Raw genomic sequence first — 19317 nt, 5'->3', positions numbered from 1 at the left:
ATATACTTCCCCCTATCAGATTCGTTTTCAATTTGCATGAGCAGCTTTCTGTCTCTCCAAGAACCGCTTTGTCCATCTATTTATAAGATAAAGACACCAACACCCTGGCTGCAGACGCGTAGCAGCCATACAAATAAGTAAACTAAGCTAGGCTTAAAAAGTATACAATGTTGAAAGCGGAAAAACAACTTCTACTCATAGCATTCGTATCTATCCAGATATCTATACGGCTTTTCTCATTTTCAAAAGGCTTCCTTGACATTACTCCCTGTCAAAAAGCACCGCACCAGCAATCTATACTCAATACACTTATGCTACATCTGACTCTTTAAATGAAGCTATATAATGCTTTGCTTTCTCCTTGTCAAATTCACCTTCCCATTTTGACATCACAATTGCCGCCAATGAATTCCCGATCACATTTACCGCTGTTCGAATCATATCCAAAATACGGTCAATACCGGCAATGAAAGCAACTCCTTCTAGAGGAAGCCCCATAGCGCCAAGCGTTGTAAGAATAACTACAAACGACGCACCTGGAACACCGGCCATTCCTTTTGAAGTAAGCATTAGTACCAATAATAGTGTAATTTGCTGCATAATGGATAGGTCAATGCCATACATTTGTGCAACAAAAAGAGAAGCGAGAGCTTGATAAATCGATGAACCATCTAGGTTAAATGTATATCCTACTGGAATCACAAAAGAGGTAATGGATTTTGGACACCCAAACTTCTCCATCTTATCCATAATTCTTGGTAAAACAGCTTCAGAGCTGGCTGTTGTAAATGCTAGGATCAACTCATCTTTTAATACCTTCATCAGAAGAAAAACGCTTGTCCCAGACAGTTTCGCAATTACCCCAAGAACAACAACCACAAAAATAATCATTGTTACATAAACAGCCAATACTAATTTCCCTAGAGGAATTAACGAAGCTGCGCCAAACTTAGCAACGTTCACGCCAATGAGCGCAAATACTCCAAATGGAGCAAATTTCATAACGACATTTGTTACCCAAAACATTGCCTCTAATACACCTTCAAAAAATGCCAGCACTGGCTTTCCTTTTTCCCCTACCGCTGCAATCCCTAAGCCAAAAAAAACAGAAAAGAAAATAACTGGAAGCAAGTCACCTTGAGCAATAGATTCAAATATATTCTTCGGAACAAGATGAACAATAATATCCGCTACATTTGGATTTTCCGTTGCCTTCATTGTTTCTTCATACTTGGAAATATCACTTTCCTGAAGTTTGTTCATATTCAAACCCGTGCCTGGTTGGAATAGGTTTGCCGCCAATAATCCGATTGCAATCGCAACTGTTGTAACCACTTCAAAATAAAGGATACTCTTACCGCCTAATTTCCCTAACTTTTTAATGTCACCAACACCAGCTATTGACACGATTAATGCAGAAATAACAATTGGGATAACGATCATCTTAATGAGATGAATAAAAACATCGCCAATCGGTGCTATAACGGCAACCGCTCCTTCATTACCATGAAAAGCGACACCTACACCAATCCCAAGTACAAGTGCAATAAAAATTTGTGTGGCTAAACCAAACCTTTTCATGAAAACTCCCCCTCTATTTTTTTACCCCTGTTTTATCTGTTTGTTAGAATATGTTACAAGTTATGTTATCACTCTACAAGTAAACCTACATAATCCCACAAAAAACTACAAAAAGTCTAAAATTAAAATTTCATTTAATTATGATATAATAGTAGACTTCTAGTCGATTCTATCGTGAGTTTTCACGTCACCATAAACACCAATAACGTTCTCCTATCCACATCTCCGTAACCGCTTTCATAAAAATGCCCCCTTCTGTTTTTGATAAACCCGGTTTGTTACAGGCTGTACTCTTACTCTATAAGCCGACCTACACAATCACACAAAAAACTACAAAAATCTAAAATTAAAATTTTCATAATAATTTCATTTTAATATCTTTATAAAATGAAACAAATTAAAAAGCATGCTTCCGCTATTGAACCGGACTCATGCCTAGAAAGCATTCTGATATTCCTGTCTAACTTTTGCGGTCAACCCAAAAGGTTCCTCTCCCGTTCCTCCCTAGCATATTGTATAGAAGATAAGAATTGTCCTTTTCATCCAATCATTCCTTAGTCAAAAACCACAGCTTATTTAGAAATGGGATATCCTTTACTGCTCTGCTTTTTTGCTTTCTTCTCTTCTTTCTCAATTAATTCATGAAGGTTACCCAAGGTGCCGTACCGATTGAATAACGGAGTACAAATCCAAAGATACAGACGAATTATGATACTGGTAAGTGCAAGAACGATTGTCTTAAACCTTTCAGTATGTATTTGCAGAAGACGAGCAACTCCCTTGATGACTTTGTTTCCATAATAGAAATCCACTGCTATCAAAATCAGGAGCAAGATGATTCCAACAAATAACCCCGCGGCGGAGACTGGCACTTCTTTAGGAATTTTTGAAATGCCTAACTCAAGCCTTTCATTAGGGATAAGATTATTAAGTACCTTTTTTATATCTAATCCCAAAAAACTACTTTGTAAAATATTATCTATATGCTCCTGTAAGGATATTGTAAATATGGATATATGTAAAGCTGCAAGTCTCCAATATATCCAGACCAACAAAGCTATTGCTGCCATTCCGGTCATAATGGACGCCTCTTTACTCAAAAGAAGTGTTTTGCCAATTTTTCTCTCGCCAACACTCAGTATACGTAAGAACGCATCACTTGGTTTTTCCAGTTGGCTGAGCAAAGTTTCATTTTGAAAGCTCCATTTTTGATTAGAAATAGGTGACTCTTTCGCATTAAAATAAGCTAACATCGGTTCAATTTCTGCTTGCATCATATTGTAACCAGCGTTCATTAAAGAAAATGCCTCTACATCCGAAAAGCTATCTAAATGTGTACGTAAATTGGAGAGCTTCAATTGAACCAGTGGATGTATGCCAAAATCCTTTTCACCGATATTTTCGCAACCATCCATTTCTTCTTGTTTTCTAGATTCAACACTTTCCTTAAAATTAACAAAGGGCTTCTCTTCGACAGCAAGACCTTTTCTTAAATGTATATATACCAATCTTGATTCCTCATGCTTTTCTATCACTCGATACATTTGCTCTTCCCGCAATCGTTTTCCTAAAATGGAAAATGATCTGCTAAAAGCTTGTGCCGCGTGAGGGCTTGGCTCTAATTCATCATCCATTTGTCCTGATGCATCACTAACGATCATATGTGTACACCCGGCGTCCAGCAATCCCTGTACGCCTTGATTGTCATAGACACCTCCATCCACTAATTGTATACGCATATCCTCATACATGCCGCTCATCGCCACCGGCACGAACACACCCGGTACTGCAGACGAAGCCGCTACAGCATAGCCAAGTTCAAATTCACGCAAGCGGTCAACAGGGATTTTAGAATAACTATCCGCTCGCATTAGCCGTGAATTTTTGTCAATATCCAATTCACGCAGCCGCTGATCATAGTCGCTTGGCCGCGTATCGCCCATACGTACTGCCTCAAAACGCCAATTGCTCCCCGTATTCAGTACCGTCGTGTTCAGCAGAAGTACAGGCACCTTTGCATTTTGCAAAAGGTTATTATGTTGATCCGGTTGAAAAGGTATAGGAAGCTCACGTTTAGATTTAGGAGTGATGAGCAATTCATGCATTTTGACCATCCCTTTATTCTGCAGACTATCCCTTTGAATTAGAGGTCTATACAGATATTCGTCATACAGCTCACCGATCCGGTCACTACGTGAGTAGTCTGGACTTAGCATACGGATGTTGTCAGAAAATGTCTGAAACGTACGGGCAAATAAGTTACTTTGGATCACTTTCCTAAATCGCACTTCTATCTGTCTTACAATATTGACATAGTCTTCTTCTGTTATTTCTTCATTTACCTTTGTTTCTAGCTGCTGTTTCACATGTAAATAATACATAGCACCAATAATGGATCCACCCGAAACTGTAGAGATTACCTCGATATTCTTTAACAGACCGCGGTCGGCAAGCTGCGCAAGGACCCCGATATGATACAACGCAGCCCGAAAGCCTCCTCCCGATAATGCCAATCCAAGCTTGCAGCCTTGTACGCTTTCCCCCATGTTTACACCTCCTATATTTAAAATGTACTGTATTTCTATCGAGTCTAGTATAGGTAGAGACTTAAATGAATTATTTTCCTCCTAAGCTGTTGGTTTTTGATATGCAATTCCTTCACTAAAGCCTTTTGCTCTTCATTTTTTTGTAAAAGAAAACGAAACGCTAATCCCATTGTTCCAAATAAAATAAGTGCCACTATATATTGAAGGAACAACTCTGCGGCTGGTTTGCCAATTACAAAAATACATAATGGCAATATTGAAATTCCTGCCGCTGCCCACCATTGTGTTCGCGTTGCAGAGAGAAAAGCAATCGATAAAATCGGGATCCACATAAAATCAATTACATAAGCTGAATAATTGGTAGCCCAAACAAATAAACTCCCGGTTAAAATGAGCTCTGACAAAATAAAGCCAGAGGACGATATCCTATTCGGAAGATGAAAGAGTTGCGGAATAATGTAGGAAGCAGTAAACAGGATAACCATCCAATATTGTTCATTTGGCTTGAAAGGAGCCGTGGAAATAATAATAAAAAGATTTATTATGTACCAGCACAACCGAAAAAATACAAGACTATAATCTATCCAATGCCAGCTGCGCTTTAAATAAAGGGTCACCATCGCACCTCTCTTTCTGCTTATATGATTCTATTGTATCAGAGAGATAATTGGAGGAAAATTCCCCCTCCTAAAAATGAAAAAACTAAGCGTAAGTCCCCTTTACTAGACCCTATGCTTAGCCATTTCCTTACTCCTATTTTTGTCTCTAAGTCCAGCCGGTTATCCAAATCGCACCCATCAAGAAATCGTACTAAATCTGCTCTCGGAGTTTTGATGGCTTCAGGCGCCGCCATATGCTCTACATATTAGAGATTTGCCGTTTTCTAAATTTGCACGCAAAAAAGAAATAGTGATCCTAATCGGTTATCAGCTCCATACAAAACAACTATTTCTTCCTCTCTTCATCATCAGGAAGCTTAGCCTTAGTGAACCTCTTCAATCATAAAGTTCCATAAATGTGGATGCTACTCTGCAAGGCTGTATTTCTATTTTCTGCCACACATTCCCCACAACATAAGGTTCAACCTTCAGCCAATTATCCAAATCTTCTCTTGATGGATAATCTACGATCATCATTGATCCTATCATTTTTCCTTCATCATTAAGGATCGCTGCACCATACAAATGCTGTCCTTCTTTAAATCTTCTTTCGACGGATTTTAAATGTTCTTCCCTTGCCATTAATCTTCTGTCAATTGCCTTTTCATCAGTGCCGTCATAAGCTGTAACTATGTATTGCATATATCCCTTCTCCTTTTACTAAATTTGTCCATTTTGAAATCTTTATTCACTATTATGTTTCCTGTATTCATTTTGAATATTGTAGCTATATATTTACCGTCGATTAAGCTAGTCTAAGACATTATGCAGTTCGCAGTAAAATACGATTGTTTAACTCGTTCATTATACATAAATCTCCTTTTTTAATCTATTCCATTATCGTGCTCCTATTCGTTACACAAGGAACAATGGCTATGGTATTTAAGTTTTTTATACAAATGTGATATGTTAGAAGGAATCATACGTGTTAACTAATAATATTCTTTAGTTAACTCTTAAATGTAATTGAACGTGTAAACTGGGGGAGACATATGTATAAGCTGCGCGGTCATCATCTTTTTTGCCTTATAGGCTATCGGGGAATGGGCTATTCCGAAGAATATGTGGAAAATATGACATATTTGCATCAAACCCTGAGAGATAACCCTACAACGTTAATTCAGCTTGTAAAGGGACCCGATCAATTGTGTGAAAAATACCCCAACTCAGGTAAATACCACTGCCAAGACGACAATATTTATGAAAGGGATGCCCTTATTTTAGAGAAAATGGGGCTTAAAATCGGAAAAATTTTAAGTTGGAAAGACATTGAGTCGTGTATCCAAAAGTTTGTCACCCCCTCTGATATTCAAATTGTATGTGAAACTTGTTCCTGGCGTTCATATGGAGTTTGTGAGGAAGGTATTCAAGAGATTCATGAAGGGAAGGGCTTAAGGAAACTTAGATAAGCCCTTCCCCTTTTTTATTCGTAATTCCGTTTTGCTCTTGATCAAACTACATAGGAATAAATTAACTATTAATCTCATATGTTTTTTCCGTGCTGCTCAAAATAGCTTGCCGAAGACTTGTGCCGTAATTAGCAAAATGAAGGCCCCGAGCAAGATTGATCTTGTCGAACAACTCAATTCCGAACTATGAGAACCTATTTTTCCTATAAATGATTATTCTCTTCTTCTAAGTTCACTCTTTCTCATATTACTAACATGTTAATCTTTTCATTTATTGAGTAAGTCTTAGGAGGACTCACATTGAAAAGAATATATTTACTGCTTATCTCGATTATCATCTTTCTGGGATTTTTCTGTTTATCCTCCAATAGCTATAGAGCATTCGCACATGCCGGAAGCTACGGCTTTGCCAAAATCGTATCGGACGGAGATAGTGTAAAAATCAGCCTCCTTATCGATTCGTTATCCATCACCGAATTCCCCGGCGTGGATACCAATCATGATGAGATAGTCGATCAAGACGAATTGAAAAACGCCTACGGTAAGGTAATCCGTCCCTACATTGAAAAAGGCTTGATAGTGAAAAATAACGGTCGCATTTTGCCCATGACCCATGTAGCTCAATCGGTCCCCCAACTAGCAATGATTCAGATAGATTTATTATTTAAGGATTCTGCAAAGATTGGAACAGTGTCAATCCTTTATAATTTGTTTTTTGAACGGTCCGAAAACAAGCATACGAATGTAGCCACTTTCCAATCGTTAGATGGAAAATCATTTGAGTATATATTTTCTAAAGATAAAAATTTGTGGACAGGGACATTTGGGCAAGCCCCAGGATTTTTTGACACAGCTCGGCAGTTTATTCAGCTTGGACTCAAACATATCTTAACCGGGTACGACCATATCTTGTTTTTGCTTGCTCTCTTATTAGTAAAAATGAATTTTCGAAGTATGGTGACCGTCGTCACCTCCTTTACTTTTGCGCACAGCATCACACTCATGCTAGCAGCCTTTGACGTAGTGTCCCCGCCTTCCCGTTTTGTTGAAGCAACGATTGCTCTTACCATCTGTTACGTGGCGTTGGAAAATCTTTTCTCGAAGGAGCATCAGCACCGGTGGGCTTTAACGCTTGCCTTTGGATTGGTTCATGGATTTGGTTTTGCCGGAGTTCTGCAGGAAATTGGGTTGCCTAAGAATCATGAACTCACTGCACTGCTTACATTCAACCTTGGAGTTGAATTGGGGCAATTGCTTATTGTGGTTTGCATCTACCCTATGTTGCGAAAAGTGGAAAATTTTCATTGGTGGCCAAAAACTGTACAGATCGCTTCCATCCTTGTAGGGCTTGCGGGAACGTATTGGTTTGTGATGCGTGTTTTCACCTGAAATTGATCACTAATCAATTATATATTTAACTGAATATTAATGGTAAAATTAACCATTTTTAACAATTCCTCCTTATGCTAAAGTAGTAGCCTAGTAGAAGATTAGGAGGAGAGAACTGAGTGAGAGGAACTTCGAATTGGAACGCATTGAAAAAAGCAGTCCCTGCTTTTGTTCTTACGACCACATTAGCTGCGGGTTTTATTTTGGCCTTCGGGAATTCTAAAACGATAGGCGCACCCAAATACACCGAGAATGATAAGAACCGTTTCATTCAAGTACAATTACTCGGCATTAACGATTTGCATGGACAATTGGAAATGACCCGCAAATTTAACGGAAGGTATGTAGGCAAAGTGGAATATCTCGCTGCCTATTTGCAGCAAAGGAAAAAGGAAAACAAAAATACCCTTTTGGTCCATGCAGGTGACATGGTTGGCGGAAGCGCACCTGTATCTTCGCTGCTGCAAGAGGAACCGACGATTGAAGTGTTGAACAAAATGGGCTTTGATGTAGGAACATTAGGGAATCACGAATTCGATCGGGGAGTAGGCGAAATGATGCGGCTCATCCACGGCGGGACCAACCCGAAAACAGGATACTTTGAAGGGGCTCAATTCCCATATATATGCGCGAACGTCATTGACGAAAACACGGGTAAGCCGATCCTTCCTCCCTTTGAAATTAAAAAAATTAATGGCATACCGATTGGATTTATCGGCGTTGTACTAAGCGATACACCCAAGATCGTGCCTCCCAGTGAATTAGCAGGAGTGAAATTCACAGATGAAGTGCAGGCCATTAACCAAACGGTTACAGAACTCAAAAAACAAGGCGTTAAAGCTATTGTCGTACTTGCGCACAATGGCGGCAGTCAGTCTACCCCGAATGGTGCCGCTACCGGGGAAATCATTGATATGGCTAAAAAGATAGATGATGAAGTAGACGTGATCTTCACTGGTCATACCCACACATATCTTAACACAGAAGTAGACGGAAAGCTGCTTGTTCAAGCGTATTCTTACGCAACAGCTTTCTCCGACGTCGACCTGGAGATTGATCCGGCAACTAAAGATATCGTAACCAAAAAAGCTGAAATTGTGACCGTCTATCAGGACGCCATTAAACCGGATGAGGAAATCAAGGAAATGATGAAAAAGTACGAAGCCCAAGTCACTCCTACCGTTAATAAAGTCGTTGGAACGGCTGTAACCGACATTACCGGCACTCGGAATAAAAACGGTGAATCCGCTTTAGGAAATCTGATTGCCGATTCTCAACGAACAGCCATGAATTCTGACTTCGCTTTTATGAACCCTAGTGGAATTCGAGCAGACATCACAGCTGGGGAAGTCACCTGGGGAGAGTTGTTCACTATTCAACCATTTAAAGAAAATCTCGTGCAATTGACTTTGACCGGCGATCAAATCCGACGCCTCTTAAATCAACAATGGCAGCAGCAAGGAAGAGTTCGTATGCTGCAAATTTCCGGCTTGAAATACACCTGGGACGGAACTAGAGATCGTGGAAACAAAGTCATTGATATCTTCCGCACTGACGGGACCCCTATTGATCCTAAAGCAAAATATACTGTTACGGTAAACAGCTACCTAGCTAACGGCGGTGACGATTTCACTGTTTTACGTGAAGGAACAGACAAAGTGGACGGTCCGTTTGACATCGATGTGTTTGAAAATTATATAAGGCAGCTGAAGCAACCATTTACTTCGCTGGTTGAAGAACGAGTTAAGAAAATTCAATAACCAAACGTTAGGAGAGCTGTTATATTTTTAAACCTCTGGAAGCAGAGCATTCAATGACCTGTGAAAATGTTATACAATCATAAAAAGTTATCTTGTTGCAAAGCACCGTTCCTATTCATACGAAACGGTGCTTTTTATTTGTATATTGATTATTTCTGAAGGAAAATCTTCTTTAGTTTACTTGAGAATAGACAACACGGTCTCTCTAAAACTATCGTAAACATATGACCAAAGAGTTGGATCTTCTACATATCTTTTCCTTAAAGAGCCAAATATTTCTTTTTGTTTTTCTGGAAAAGAAGGATCCTCTTTTGGTGGTAGTGTTGCACGAAGTTCATCAACTATTTGCTGAACCTCAGGTGCACGGGGTCCCCATTTTCCTAGCAGATGTCCTTGATTATTGAATAACAAAATAATCGGGATTGCGCGTCCACCATTGGTTAAATGACGATCAATCAAATCTGTATCTGCATCTCGTAATGCAACACGCATCTCAATATTTGCAGCTTCAGCCAATTTGCGAATAATAGGATTAATCATCATCGCATCTCCACACCAGTCTTCTGTAATAGTTAAGAAATGAAGACGATGTTGTTCTAGTTTTTCAACAAGCCCATCTGTGGGCAGTTGAAATTGCTCATAAACAGCAAGACTTTCTTCTTTTAATGAGCTCATCTCATTCATATAAGCCTGAATTGACTTTCCTTCTTCAAAATAATCTTGTTCTGTTTTCATGTAGACACCTCTTTCATTCTCATTTTTATTTTTATCTTACTGCTGATGGCTATGAATTGCAAAAATGCAAGCTTGCTACCCACTTACATGTCCCCTACTGCAATGCCTTGTTAGATTCCGCAGCCCTCATTTGGTACTAATAGAACCGCTCTAATCATATTCTTATAAAGGAAACTCGTCGACTGGCGAGCCCTGCCTTTGGGCGAAGACAGAGACAGAGGCGTAGCCCTACTTATACTTTATCCCTAAAATTTCCCACTACGTCGAATTGTCTTTTAGCTAGAAATTTATACTTTCTTAAAAAATAAAAGAAAACAATAGAGGGAGTGTAAAGTTAGTTGATAAAAGTTAAGGTTAGTTTACGCCCTATTGTAAATAGGATAAATTTACCCACTGTTTTGAAAACAACTATACTTCCAGGGGACTCAATTGAAAGATTATTTATTGCAACCCAGGTAGGAGAGATCTTTTATATAGGAAATGGGGATATTAGGACTTTTTTAGATATTCGCCCGCAAATCATAAAACTAGGTGGTTCTGGTGGTGGTTATGATGAGCGAGGATTGCTAGGGCTAGCGTTTCATCCTAAATTTTATTATAACGGTCTGTTTTATCTTCATTATTCAGTAGCTGGAACACGGGGTCCAGGCGCTCTTCCTGAATCTTCTAACCCTAACCCGTGTGATCCCAAAACTTTAAATCGAAGGTGGATAAATAGAGAAACTCAATATGATCATATTGATACAGTTGAAGAATGGATTTTACAATCGAATGGCCAACCTCTAAAACGGCGGACATTACTTAACTTAAGAAGACCTTTTTCTAATCATAATGGTGTCAATAGCTTAAACTTTTCACCTGAAACAGGAAAACTTATTTTAACAACCGGAGATGGCGGATCAGGCTATGATCCATTTAATTTAAGCCAGGATGACATGGAAATAGCCGGTAAAATAATTGAGGTTGATGTAGATAGGAATACATCTAGCTATAATCCACCCGTAGTCACACGTTTCAATGAACTTCCCGCACCTATTCAGGAAACCCTTACGGTAATTGCCAAAGGGGTTCGCAATATACCCGGAATTTCATTTCAAAGGTATTATAATCAGTATATTAAATATGTGGGAAATGTCGGACAGGATTTGGTAGAGTCAATTTTTTCATTCGTTCATTATAAACCAATACCGGTTACTCAGCTTATTCAGGCTTCTTTAATGAGATTTGAACCTGACCAAGAAGGATTTATTAACTTTGGTTGGCGGGGGTGGGAAGGTGCTTTTCCTACTTCGATTATAAGGGACTGCTCTGCAAATCAGACTTTGGCTGAGAAAACAATTGCTTATTATAATGAAGCAATTAAAACTTCAGTGAAGCGGATTCAGCCTTTAACTAGTTATTTCCATAATGATCCCCGACCCGATAAGTTTGGGGGAACGGCACTTACGGGAGTCCAGCCATATATGGGGAAAGAAATCCCTGCTTTAACGGGAAGCGTTGTGTTTACCGATCTTGCCCGGAAGGAAGAATCTGAAACCCCAGTTAGAGGGGTTTTAGCTTATACAAGGGTAAGAACAGATTGTAAACTAAATGATTTTAGTGTGGTTGAAACCGATTATGATTTTGGGTCTCAATCTGCTTATTATGTTAATCTAGGAACGAATCTGGACCAAACCAGATTGTATTTAGGGGTTTATGGCTCTATGAAAGTGACTGATTTTAACAAAGGTACTGTTTTTGAAATTGCTCCATGAAAAGACACTGAGCTTCCTCAGTGTCTTTTTGGATTAACTGTTTATAAATAATTGATTAATCGTTAACCGAGTGATGGTCAATCCTCTTAGACACTAAAGGTTATTCTAGCTCTATTCTCTCTCTTCAGAGGGTTTTCCGCCGGCCCCTCCCTTACATCACCATCTACCGAAACCCCCGAATCATGACGAGGACAATCCCATGTGAGTACAACTGGATTCGACGAGATGTAAGTATCCTTTCTCATCTCTGTATGCACAAGCCCCTGCTCCATTTACATTGACAATAGCGCCCTCATCGATATTGACATCCCCCTCTAGTTCTATCAATAATTCCTATTTTCCCACCAATGAGATGTTTCGCCACATCTGCATTTGTTTTGATAAAGTTCTTAATACTTGGCTCAGCTCAGCATGGCTACCAGCTTTACACCAACACAAAATACATGTCACAGCATCTAGAAAAATATTTCCCCTTCCTTACTGATTATAAGTGAATTGGCTCAAACTACTTAGGAAGAGAAAGTTATGACGCTCTATCTTATTCATGTAATGCTTTAACAAACATCGCCTTAAAGGAGGACAATATGAAAGCAACAGATGTATTCGTTCAATGTTTAGAAGCGGAGGGAGTTGAATATATTTTTGGAATAGTTGGTACAGAAACGCTTGATTTAGTTCATTCCTTATCCCACTCAAAGCAAATTCAGTTTGTAAATGTTAGACATGAGCAAGGAGCTGCTTTTATGGCAGATGTATACGGGCGACTATCAGGTAAGCCGGGAGTATGTCTAGCAACGCTAGGGCCCGGAGCTACCAATTTACTAACTGGTATTGCAAGTTCAAATCTAGACCACTCCCCTGTTGTAGCATTAATGGGGCAGGCCCCCTTCGAAAGACAGCATAAAGACTCGCACCAATTCGTCGATCTTGTAAAAATATTTGAGCCCGTTACAAAATGGTCCATTCAAGTAAAAGACGCACAAACAATCCCTGAAATCATTCGAAAATCCTTTAAAACAGCAAGCATGGAGAAGCCGGGTCCCGTCGCAATCGTATTGCCGGAGAATTTGGCTACACAAATGATTACCAGTAAGCCTTTGCCGATCACTCCTCTACCGGTAAATATCCCTATCCAGGAAGCCCTAGAAAGTGCCCGTGCGCTTATTGATCAACATCAGAGACCTTTTGTAATAATTGGTAACGGAGTATTAAGGCAAGGAGCTACGGATGAGCTAAAAACCTTTATAGAACGGCTCCAATCACCTGTTATCCATAGCTATATGGCAAAAGGTGTATTGCCAAAAGATCACCCTCTTAACTTCTTTACATTTGGATTCAATGAAGCGGATAAAGCAGTATCCAGCATACAGGAGGCTGATTTATTGATTGTCATTGGCTTTGACTTTGTGGAGAAGCTGCCAAAGGAGTGGAATAAAAAAAGAATACCAGTTCTACATATTGACACATTGCCAGCCGAGGTGGATGAATATTATCCCGTTGAAATTGAGTTAGTTGGGGATGTAAAGCAGACCCTTCGATCCCTTCATACACTTGATATCCCAGCTAAACCATGGGTTCCAGCTGGAAATCTTCGAGAACAAATCAAACAATCCTATCACATCAAGGAAAAACAAAAAGAGACAGCTGACCTGCCACTTGCAATTGAACATGTTCTACATAGTATTGAAGCACTCTCTTTCGAAAAAACGATTGTCCTTTCTGATGTAGGAGCTCATAAAGTATCCATCGCCCGCACCTATCAGCCAAAACAGCCAAATGGACTCATTATATCAAATGGTCTAGCTTCAATGGGAATCGCTTTACCAGGCTCCATTGGTGCAAAATTAGCTTGCCCAGATGCCCAAGTCATTTGCATCACCGGAGATGGCGGGGCGTTGATGAATATTTCCGAAATCGAAACCGCCAAACGCTTAGGACTCTCGTTCATTATTCTAGTGCTCAATGACGGTATGTTAAAAATTGAAGAACAAATGATGGACAAAAAATTTGGAGCCAGCTACGGAGTAACGTTCCAAAACCCAGACTTCGTCCAATTGGCAACCAGTTTTGGAATCAAAGGAAGACGAGCGAAACATATAGCAGAATTTGAAAGCATCCTGAAAGAGGCTCTGGAATGTTCAGGGGAGATCGTTTTAATTGACATTGTAATACAAAATTGATTGTAGTGGCTATTTTAGCTGGATTGGAATAAGGAGCGCTCTCTTTGAGTGCTTAGAAATAAATGCTTTTTCTAGGAGGGGGACTATGTGTCTTATAAGAGCGTAGTCTTTCCCTCTATCTATCCGCTTCATATACTTTGCATCACCTTTGGCAGTAAGGACTTGTTTTGTGATGTAAACTCATCCAATGATAACTAGCCTTATAATGATGTTAGGGTTTAAATAAGCAAGTTACTGTGCCTATTAAAGAAAACTCACCGACTGGCAAGCCCTGCTCTTGGGCGGAAACAGAGACGTAGTTGCACTTACACTGTGTTCCTAAAATTTCTGATTATGTCGAATCACTTCTAGCTAGAAATTTATACTCTCCTACAGTGTTAAAAAAGCAAGGCCCCCTTGGCCCTGCTTTTTATTTGACTATTACCTTTCCAACCATTCCTTCCTGGAAATGGTACCGACATGTCAGTTCATATGTACCGGGCTTTTCCGGTTTCGTGGTAATGTTTTTTTCTGTTCCTGGCTGGATTTCGGCGTCAATTCCGAGCTTTTCCACGGTGAAGGTGTGTTTTTTCTTACCTTTGTTTTTCAATATCAACGTTGTCGTTGCTCCATTGGGAATAGTGATGACTTTTGGGCTAAAGTAGTCATCGTTCAACTCGACCTCGATCGTTTTCGCCGTCTCCATAGGCTGTGTTACAACATTGGACTCGGCAAATACGCCGAGTGAGCCTGAAGTTGTCACAACCACAATCATCGCAAGCAAAACGACTAATCCTGTTAACCACTTTTTCACAGACATTCGCAATCCCTCCTTTCTAGTTACTATTTTTTTCTAATATGTTAAATATTATCACTATAAATTGGGTTCCTGTGTACTTTCAAATAGTAACTCCTTTATCCTCTCCGTTTAAGAATACTTAGCACTTTTGTCCTCCCTCTTCCTTATATTTTTATTAACATATTGCTTGTTTTTAGATAACTATAAAATTATTATGTTAACTATAAGTATCTTCAAAATAACATTAATGGCTAGATTTAGCTTAAATACAGTTTGAGAAGACACTTACAAAAATAAGGTTAGTGGCGAACTTGGTAGTGAAATACCGTTGGATAGTAAAACTGCATCAAATATCTCAACTTTAACAACAAAATCGTATGAAAACTGATAAAAAGAGCCTTCATACCAACTAAATCAACTGCAACTCTTATAATCCTGTTCGTCCCTTTACCTTGACAGGATGGAGGTTGCTGGTTCTAATCTAATGAGGAGATTGATAAAATTTCCAAGGAAGTCTATGATCTAGGTTTAGCAGGTAGTACCCAATAGGGAAACTCCAGTAAGAAATATTGAAGGATTGCATGCAGCCCAATTCTACACAAAACCCTCGATAACTCCTACTGGAATTGTCGAGGGCTGAAAAGTCTGTACGCTCCTTATGAAACTCTCATGTCTATCATATAGAACCGCCGCCTACCGAACGGTACGTGGGGGCGAGGGTTAGTCCCCTCGTTACTTGACAATACCGTGTGAGATGATTTCAACATTCACATTAGTATCAAATTTTATGTTTTTAAAATAATCCTTTTTAGCTTGCATTTTCCAAGTTTTTGGGGAAAACGCCATCAATCTCCTCCCTATTCCAAATGTATCACAATTTCCCTGCTGTAGTTTTGTTATAACCCGTTTCGCGTCTTTTGTGAGCTCTTTTGATAATACCTTGTTTAGTCGTTCTATTTGCTTTGGGATATCTCCTTTTGGATATTCTTCCACGTTTACCTTTAATTCTAAATTTAGCTTAGCAGAAACCTTTCCATTTTTCACTTGAACCCTTAGTTTTCTTTTCATGCGTTGGACATTAAAAGCAATGTAATTATTTAATTTGTTCTGCTTTTCTCTACTCACTTGTTTTGTAAATCGTGCGTATTTTCCTTTTTTGTTTTTCAATAAGAGCAGGAGGGTTGAATCTTCCGGTGCTAGATTTCCCGAATATTTTCTTTCATTCATTAGGGCAAGTCCAATCACTACCGCACTTTTCTTATTGTTCATTTTAAGATATGGCAGGACAATATCTTCTCCCGGATCCAGCATCTCTGAAGCAAGTGTCTGGAGCGTTTCATTTGGAATAATCGAGTTTTCTTCTGCGCTAGTTAGAGCGTCTTGTATATATTCGCTTACGTTTGTCTCATGCTTCGGCTTTATATTAAGCAAATCAAGTGCTTCTCCCTCTACAACCCCTAGTGTGGCCCCTAATGAATTTCTCGGATCTCTCCAAATAACATCTAATGAAGGATAAATATCGGTAGCAGCCATCCGTTCACCAAACAGGACTAATTTATTCTTGGATGTATCTAATACTCCAGATATTTCTTGGGCGATTTTTCGCCGGCTATCTCTTGGTGTATGACCTCTTGCAGAAAATGTTTCACTTTTTACCAAGGCTTGCGGTCCCCCAGAGGGCTCGTCGATAATAGGGATGGAGATCCCTAATAAAAATTCATCATCATCTGATAAATCATAACTTAGAGCCTGTACCAATACCGCATTTTTCAGCAAGTGCTGGTCCCAACATCCAGCAAGTAATAAACAAAGAAGGAAAAAGATAGGCAGTTTACCATTCATGCCTTATTCACCTCTTCTTTTCTCGACAAAACAAGTGAAAGTATTAATAAAAGTACAGGTATTATGACAATAAAAATATAGTGAGTTGGCCCAAGAAATTGATCAAATTTTTCAAAGTCCCTTTCCCGATCAAGAAAAAGAACCAAAACTAGATTGATTCCTGCTACAACTGGCAGAAACGGGGCATAGTGTTTTTTTCTAACAAGGCTGGCCAAACCCATTGCAGATAATAATAGCCAGTTCGCAATGGAAGTAGCAACGACTATGAGCCATAGTGGTAAGAAAAATAAGTCCGTCCTTTCCAGAACCTGAAACGAATATGCTTTAATCATATATAATAATGGCTCTGGAGTCAGTGCGATATCAGTAGTGGTTTCAAAGTAGACAAGGCTGGCAAACACCATAAAGGTATAATAGAATGTGACAAAAATATTTGCTGTTGTAATGGCTTTAAGCTTATCCTTCCCGGAAGATTGCACAAATGGATGGATAAATAGAAAAAGCTCAAAACCTAACATGGAGAAGGCTACTTCTTTTGAACCTTTAAATATCGTTTGAATGCTATTACCACCTATTGGAAAGATATATAAGAAGTTCGCATCTTTCATGCTATACGAAATCAACACTATGAGTATAATCAGGATTGGAGATACAAGTACATAGAATCTTGCTATGCTCGTTAAACCCTCCTTAACCATGTAAATGCAGGCTAATAGTATTAAAAGCATAGTAATCCAATTAGGAGTCCGCGGTAAAACCCATTTATCTAAGATATCACTATATCTTGCTAAAACTAAGCTCCCTGTCACCGTAAAATATAGTACATAACTGAGAGTGAATAACTTCCCGACGGCTCCCCCTAGTATATTCGGGAGTATTTGGTACAGAGATAAGGAAGGAAATCTTCTGCAAAGTCCCCACATGGCCCAGATAATCACCTGTGTGATAACCCCTGCTATTAAAGTGGAAATCCAGCCGTCCTGTTTGGCAACTAATGCCACATTTTGTGGCAAAGATAGTATCCCTACACCTATTTGGGCTTGGATAATCATAAAGACAAGCTGTTTGTTCGTGATTTTATTTTTGCTTTTTTCCATTAAACTTCCACCCTCTTGCCAAAGATTGTCTATCCAGTGTGTTCGGTTTTGAATCGAGTGGACGTGTATTGAATTTCCAGATAGGTAAACGGATAAAAGTATCTTTCATGTCCTTTAATCGAAACGGAGCCCAAGGTGCAAAGTACGGGGTGCCAAATGATTCTAGTCTGCATAAATGAGCTAAAATAATTATAGTTCCAAAGACAATCCCTACAAATCCAAATGTTGAAGCAAGAACCATAAGAGGAAAACGTAAAAATCGAACAGCATCGCTCATTGCAGTTGTAGGAATGCTGTATGCTGCAACTGCTGTTATGGCAACAACAACAATCATTGTATTCGAAATTAGACCTGCACGGACAACCGCATCACCAATAACAAGCCCTCCAACAATACTAATGGTTTGTCCTATTCTTGATGGAAGCCGTACCCCCGCTTCTCGAATCAGCTCAATTGTCAATTCCATAACAAGTGCTTCAATTAAAGGTGGGAATGGTATATTTCTAATTGAACTTATTACGGGGAGAACTAAATCATCAGGCAGTACTTCGAAATGAAAACCAATTACGGCAATGTAAACAGCAGGTAAATTAATTGCAATAAGGATGCTCAAGAATCTTAAGGAACGAATAAACGATCCAATCATCCAGCGTGAATTATAATCATCAGGCGAATGGAAGAACGCAAAAAACGTGACTGGTATAAGTAAACAAGAAGACTTCCCCTCGAGGAAAACTGCCACTCTTCCTTCATTCAAATGACTTACAACACGATCTACTCTCTCTGTATATAAAATTTGCGGAAAGGGTGACCATGTTGAATCTTCAATCAATTCCTGAAGAAATCCAAAACTGGGTATATAATCTATAGAGATATGATTAATCCTCCGTTTGAATTCTTTGATTAATTCTTTATTTGCAAGGTCTTTCCTATAAACAAGGGATATTTTGGATTGAATCTGGTCACCCACTGATACATGCTCCAATCTTAGATTTGGAGTTTTTATAGCTTTCCTAATTAAATGGAGATTTGTCATAAGATTTTCAACAAAACCTTCATGAGATCCCTGAATCACTTGTTCATTATCAGGTTCCGTGATAGACCGATCTTTTGAAATGGCAACATCCAGTATGTAAAATCCTTGGACACCATCAAAGAACATAATACACGACCCATTTAAAAGTTCATTTTGAGCTTTGATGAGGTTATCTGATTTCGTAAAAGTAGATTTCAGTACATCTGCGAACAGTACGCCATCCGCTTCCATAACAGGTTTTAAAATATTCTCTTGAATCTTTTCGTAGTCTGCCATTGTATCTAAGAAAACAAGAATTCCACGGTTATTTCCTACATTTAATTCCTTAATTTTTAAATCATGTGAGCTAGAAAAGGTTTGTTTAAAGAAAGAAGTATTATCATCTATTGCATGGAATACCTCTTTAAAAGATTGAGATCCCTGATTGGAAGGTTTGGTTTTGAAATCCCTTTTTATGAAGTTTTTGAAAATAAGGGAAATGAGTTTCATTCTTTTTACTCCATTATCATAAAGTTTCCATTACTTTTCCCCACAAAATGTATAACTATGTA

At 39.0% G+C, this 19317-nt stretch carries 14 protein-coding genes and 1 pseudogene; 6 read left to right on the top strand and 9 right to left on the bottom strand.

Annotated features, from left to right (window positions below):
* Positions 1-309: 309 nt before the first annotated feature.
* The 4 genes from EP737_RS00975 to EP737_RS00960 all read right to left on the bottom strand — a co-directional run bounded on the left by EP737_RS00975 (position 310) and on the right by EP737_RS00960 (position 5428).
* Positions 310-1581, bottom strand: a complete 1272-nt coding sequence (locus EP737_RS00975) for a cation:dicarboxylate symporter family transporter (RefSeq protein WP_129726060.1) — start codon at positions 1579-1581, stop codon at positions 310-312.
* Between the two features lie 572 nt (positions 1582-2153).
* Complete coding sequence (locus tag EP737_RS00970; RefSeq protein ID WP_129726059.1) at positions 2154-4127, bottom strand: patatin-like phospholipase family protein; 1974 nt, start codon at positions 4125-4127, stop codon at positions 2154-2156.
* Between the two features lie 44 nt (positions 4128-4171).
* The gene (locus EP737_RS00965; protein WP_205650847.1) at positions 4172-4612 is read right to left on the bottom strand and encodes a hypothetical protein; all 441 of its coding nucleotides are present in this window, start codon (positions 4610-4612) and stop codon (positions 4172-4174) included.
* 510 nt (positions 4613-5122) lie between these two features.
* Positions 5123-5428: a YciI family protein gene (locus EP737_RS00960; RefSeq protein ID WP_129726057.1), complete on the bottom strand. Its 306-nt coding sequence runs from the start codon at positions 5426-5428 to the stop codon at positions 5123-5125.
* A gap of 350 nt (positions 5429-5778) precedes the next feature.
* On the opposite strand from EP737_RS00960, the gene EP737_RS00955 reads away from it, so the two are divergent.
* The 3 genes from EP737_RS00955 to EP737_RS00945 all read left to right on the top strand — a co-directional run bounded on the left by EP737_RS00955 (position 5779) and on the right by EP737_RS00945 (position 9344).
* Positions 5779-6195 (top strand): DUF1284 domain-containing protein, encoded by a 417-nt coding sequence (locus EP737_RS00955; protein ID WP_129726056.1) that lies wholly within the window; start codon positions 5779-5781, stop codon positions 6193-6195.
* A 300-nt stretch (positions 6196-6495) separates the two neighbouring features.
* Positions 6496-7584: a HupE/UreJ family protein gene (locus EP737_RS00950; RefSeq protein WP_129726055.1), complete on the top strand. Its 1089-nt coding sequence runs from the start codon at positions 6496-6498 to the stop codon at positions 7582-7584.
* Positions 7585-7703: 119 nt separating this feature from the next.
* On the top strand, positions 7704-9344 hold the full coding sequence (locus EP737_RS00945) for a bifunctional metallophosphatase/5'-nucleotidase (RefSeq protein WP_129726054.1): 1641 nt from the start codon (positions 7704-7706) through the stop codon (positions 9342-9344).
* Between the two features lie 177 nt (positions 9345-9521).
* On the opposite strand, the gene EP737_RS00940 is transcribed toward EP737_RS00945, so the two are convergent.
* Positions 9522-10079: a thioredoxin family protein gene (locus tag EP737_RS00940; RefSeq protein WP_129726053.1), complete on the bottom strand. Its 558-nt coding sequence runs from the start codon at positions 10077-10079 to the stop codon at positions 9522-9524.
* Positions 10080-10417: 338 nt separating this feature from the next.
* Here EP737_RS00940 and EP737_RS00935 point away from each other — a divergent pair, with 338 nt between their 5' ends.
* Together EP737_RS00935 and EP737_RS00930 are read left to right on the top strand one after the other, a co-directional pair.
* Positions 10418-11833: a PQQ-dependent sugar dehydrogenase gene (locus EP737_RS00935; protein ID WP_129726052.1), complete on the top strand. Its 1416-nt coding sequence runs from the start codon at positions 10418-10420 to the stop codon at positions 11831-11833.
* Between the two features lie 584 nt (positions 11834-12417).
* Positions 12418-14013, top strand: a complete 1596-nt coding sequence (locus EP737_RS00930; protein ID WP_129726051.1) for an acetolactate synthase large subunit — start codon at positions 12418-12420, stop codon at positions 14011-14013.
* Positions 14014-14422: 409 nt separating this feature from the next.
* On the opposite strand, the gene EP737_RS00925 is transcribed toward EP737_RS00930, so the two are convergent.
* A complete protein-coding gene (locus EP737_RS00925; protein ID WP_129726050.1) occupies positions 14423-14812 on the bottom strand; it encodes a cupredoxin domain-containing protein in 390 nt (129 codons plus the stop codon).
* Between the two features lie 528 nt (positions 14813-15340).
* Between EP737_RS00925 and EP737_RS26135 the strand changes: the two are divergent.
* Positions 15341-15475: pseudogene (locus tag EP737_RS26135) on the top strand (group II intron reverse transcriptase/maturase); the annotation flags it as partial.
* A 48-nt stretch (positions 15476-15523) separates the two neighbouring features.
* On the opposite strand, the gene EP737_RS00915 reads toward EP737_RS26135, so the two are convergent.
* Genes EP737_RS00915 through EP737_RS00905 form a run of 3 tightly spaced genes read right to left on the bottom strand, consistent with a single transcriptional unit; the run spans position 15524 to position 19255 of the window.
* Positions 15524-16633 (bottom strand): Ger(x)C family spore germination protein, encoded by a 1110-nt coding sequence (locus tag EP737_RS00915; RefSeq protein WP_129726049.1) that lies wholly within the window; start codon positions 16631-16633, stop codon positions 15524-15526.
* On the bottom strand, positions 16630-17730 hold the full coding sequence (locus tag EP737_RS00910; protein WP_129726048.1) for a GerAB/ArcD/ProY family transporter: 1101 nt from the start codon (positions 17728-17730) through the stop codon (positions 16630-16632). Before EP737_RS00910 ends, EP737_RS00915 begins: the two co-directional genes overlap by 4 nt.
* Positions 17711-19255 carry a spore germination protein gene (locus tag EP737_RS00905; RefSeq protein ID WP_129726047.1) on the bottom strand — a complete coding sequence of 515 codons (1545 nt, stop codon included), beginning with the start codon at positions 19253-19255 and terminating at the stop codon, positions 17711-17713. Before EP737_RS00905 ends, EP737_RS00910 begins: the two co-directional genes overlap by 20 nt.
* Positions 19256-19317: the final 62 nt, after the last annotated feature.

This window comes from Ectobacillus funiculus, from assembly GCF_004138295.1.
Lineage (GTDB): Bacteria > Bacillota > Bacilli > Bacillales > Bacillaceae_G > Ectobacillus > Ectobacillus funiculus.
This window is presented reverse-complemented; position numbering and strand designations above follow the sequence as displayed.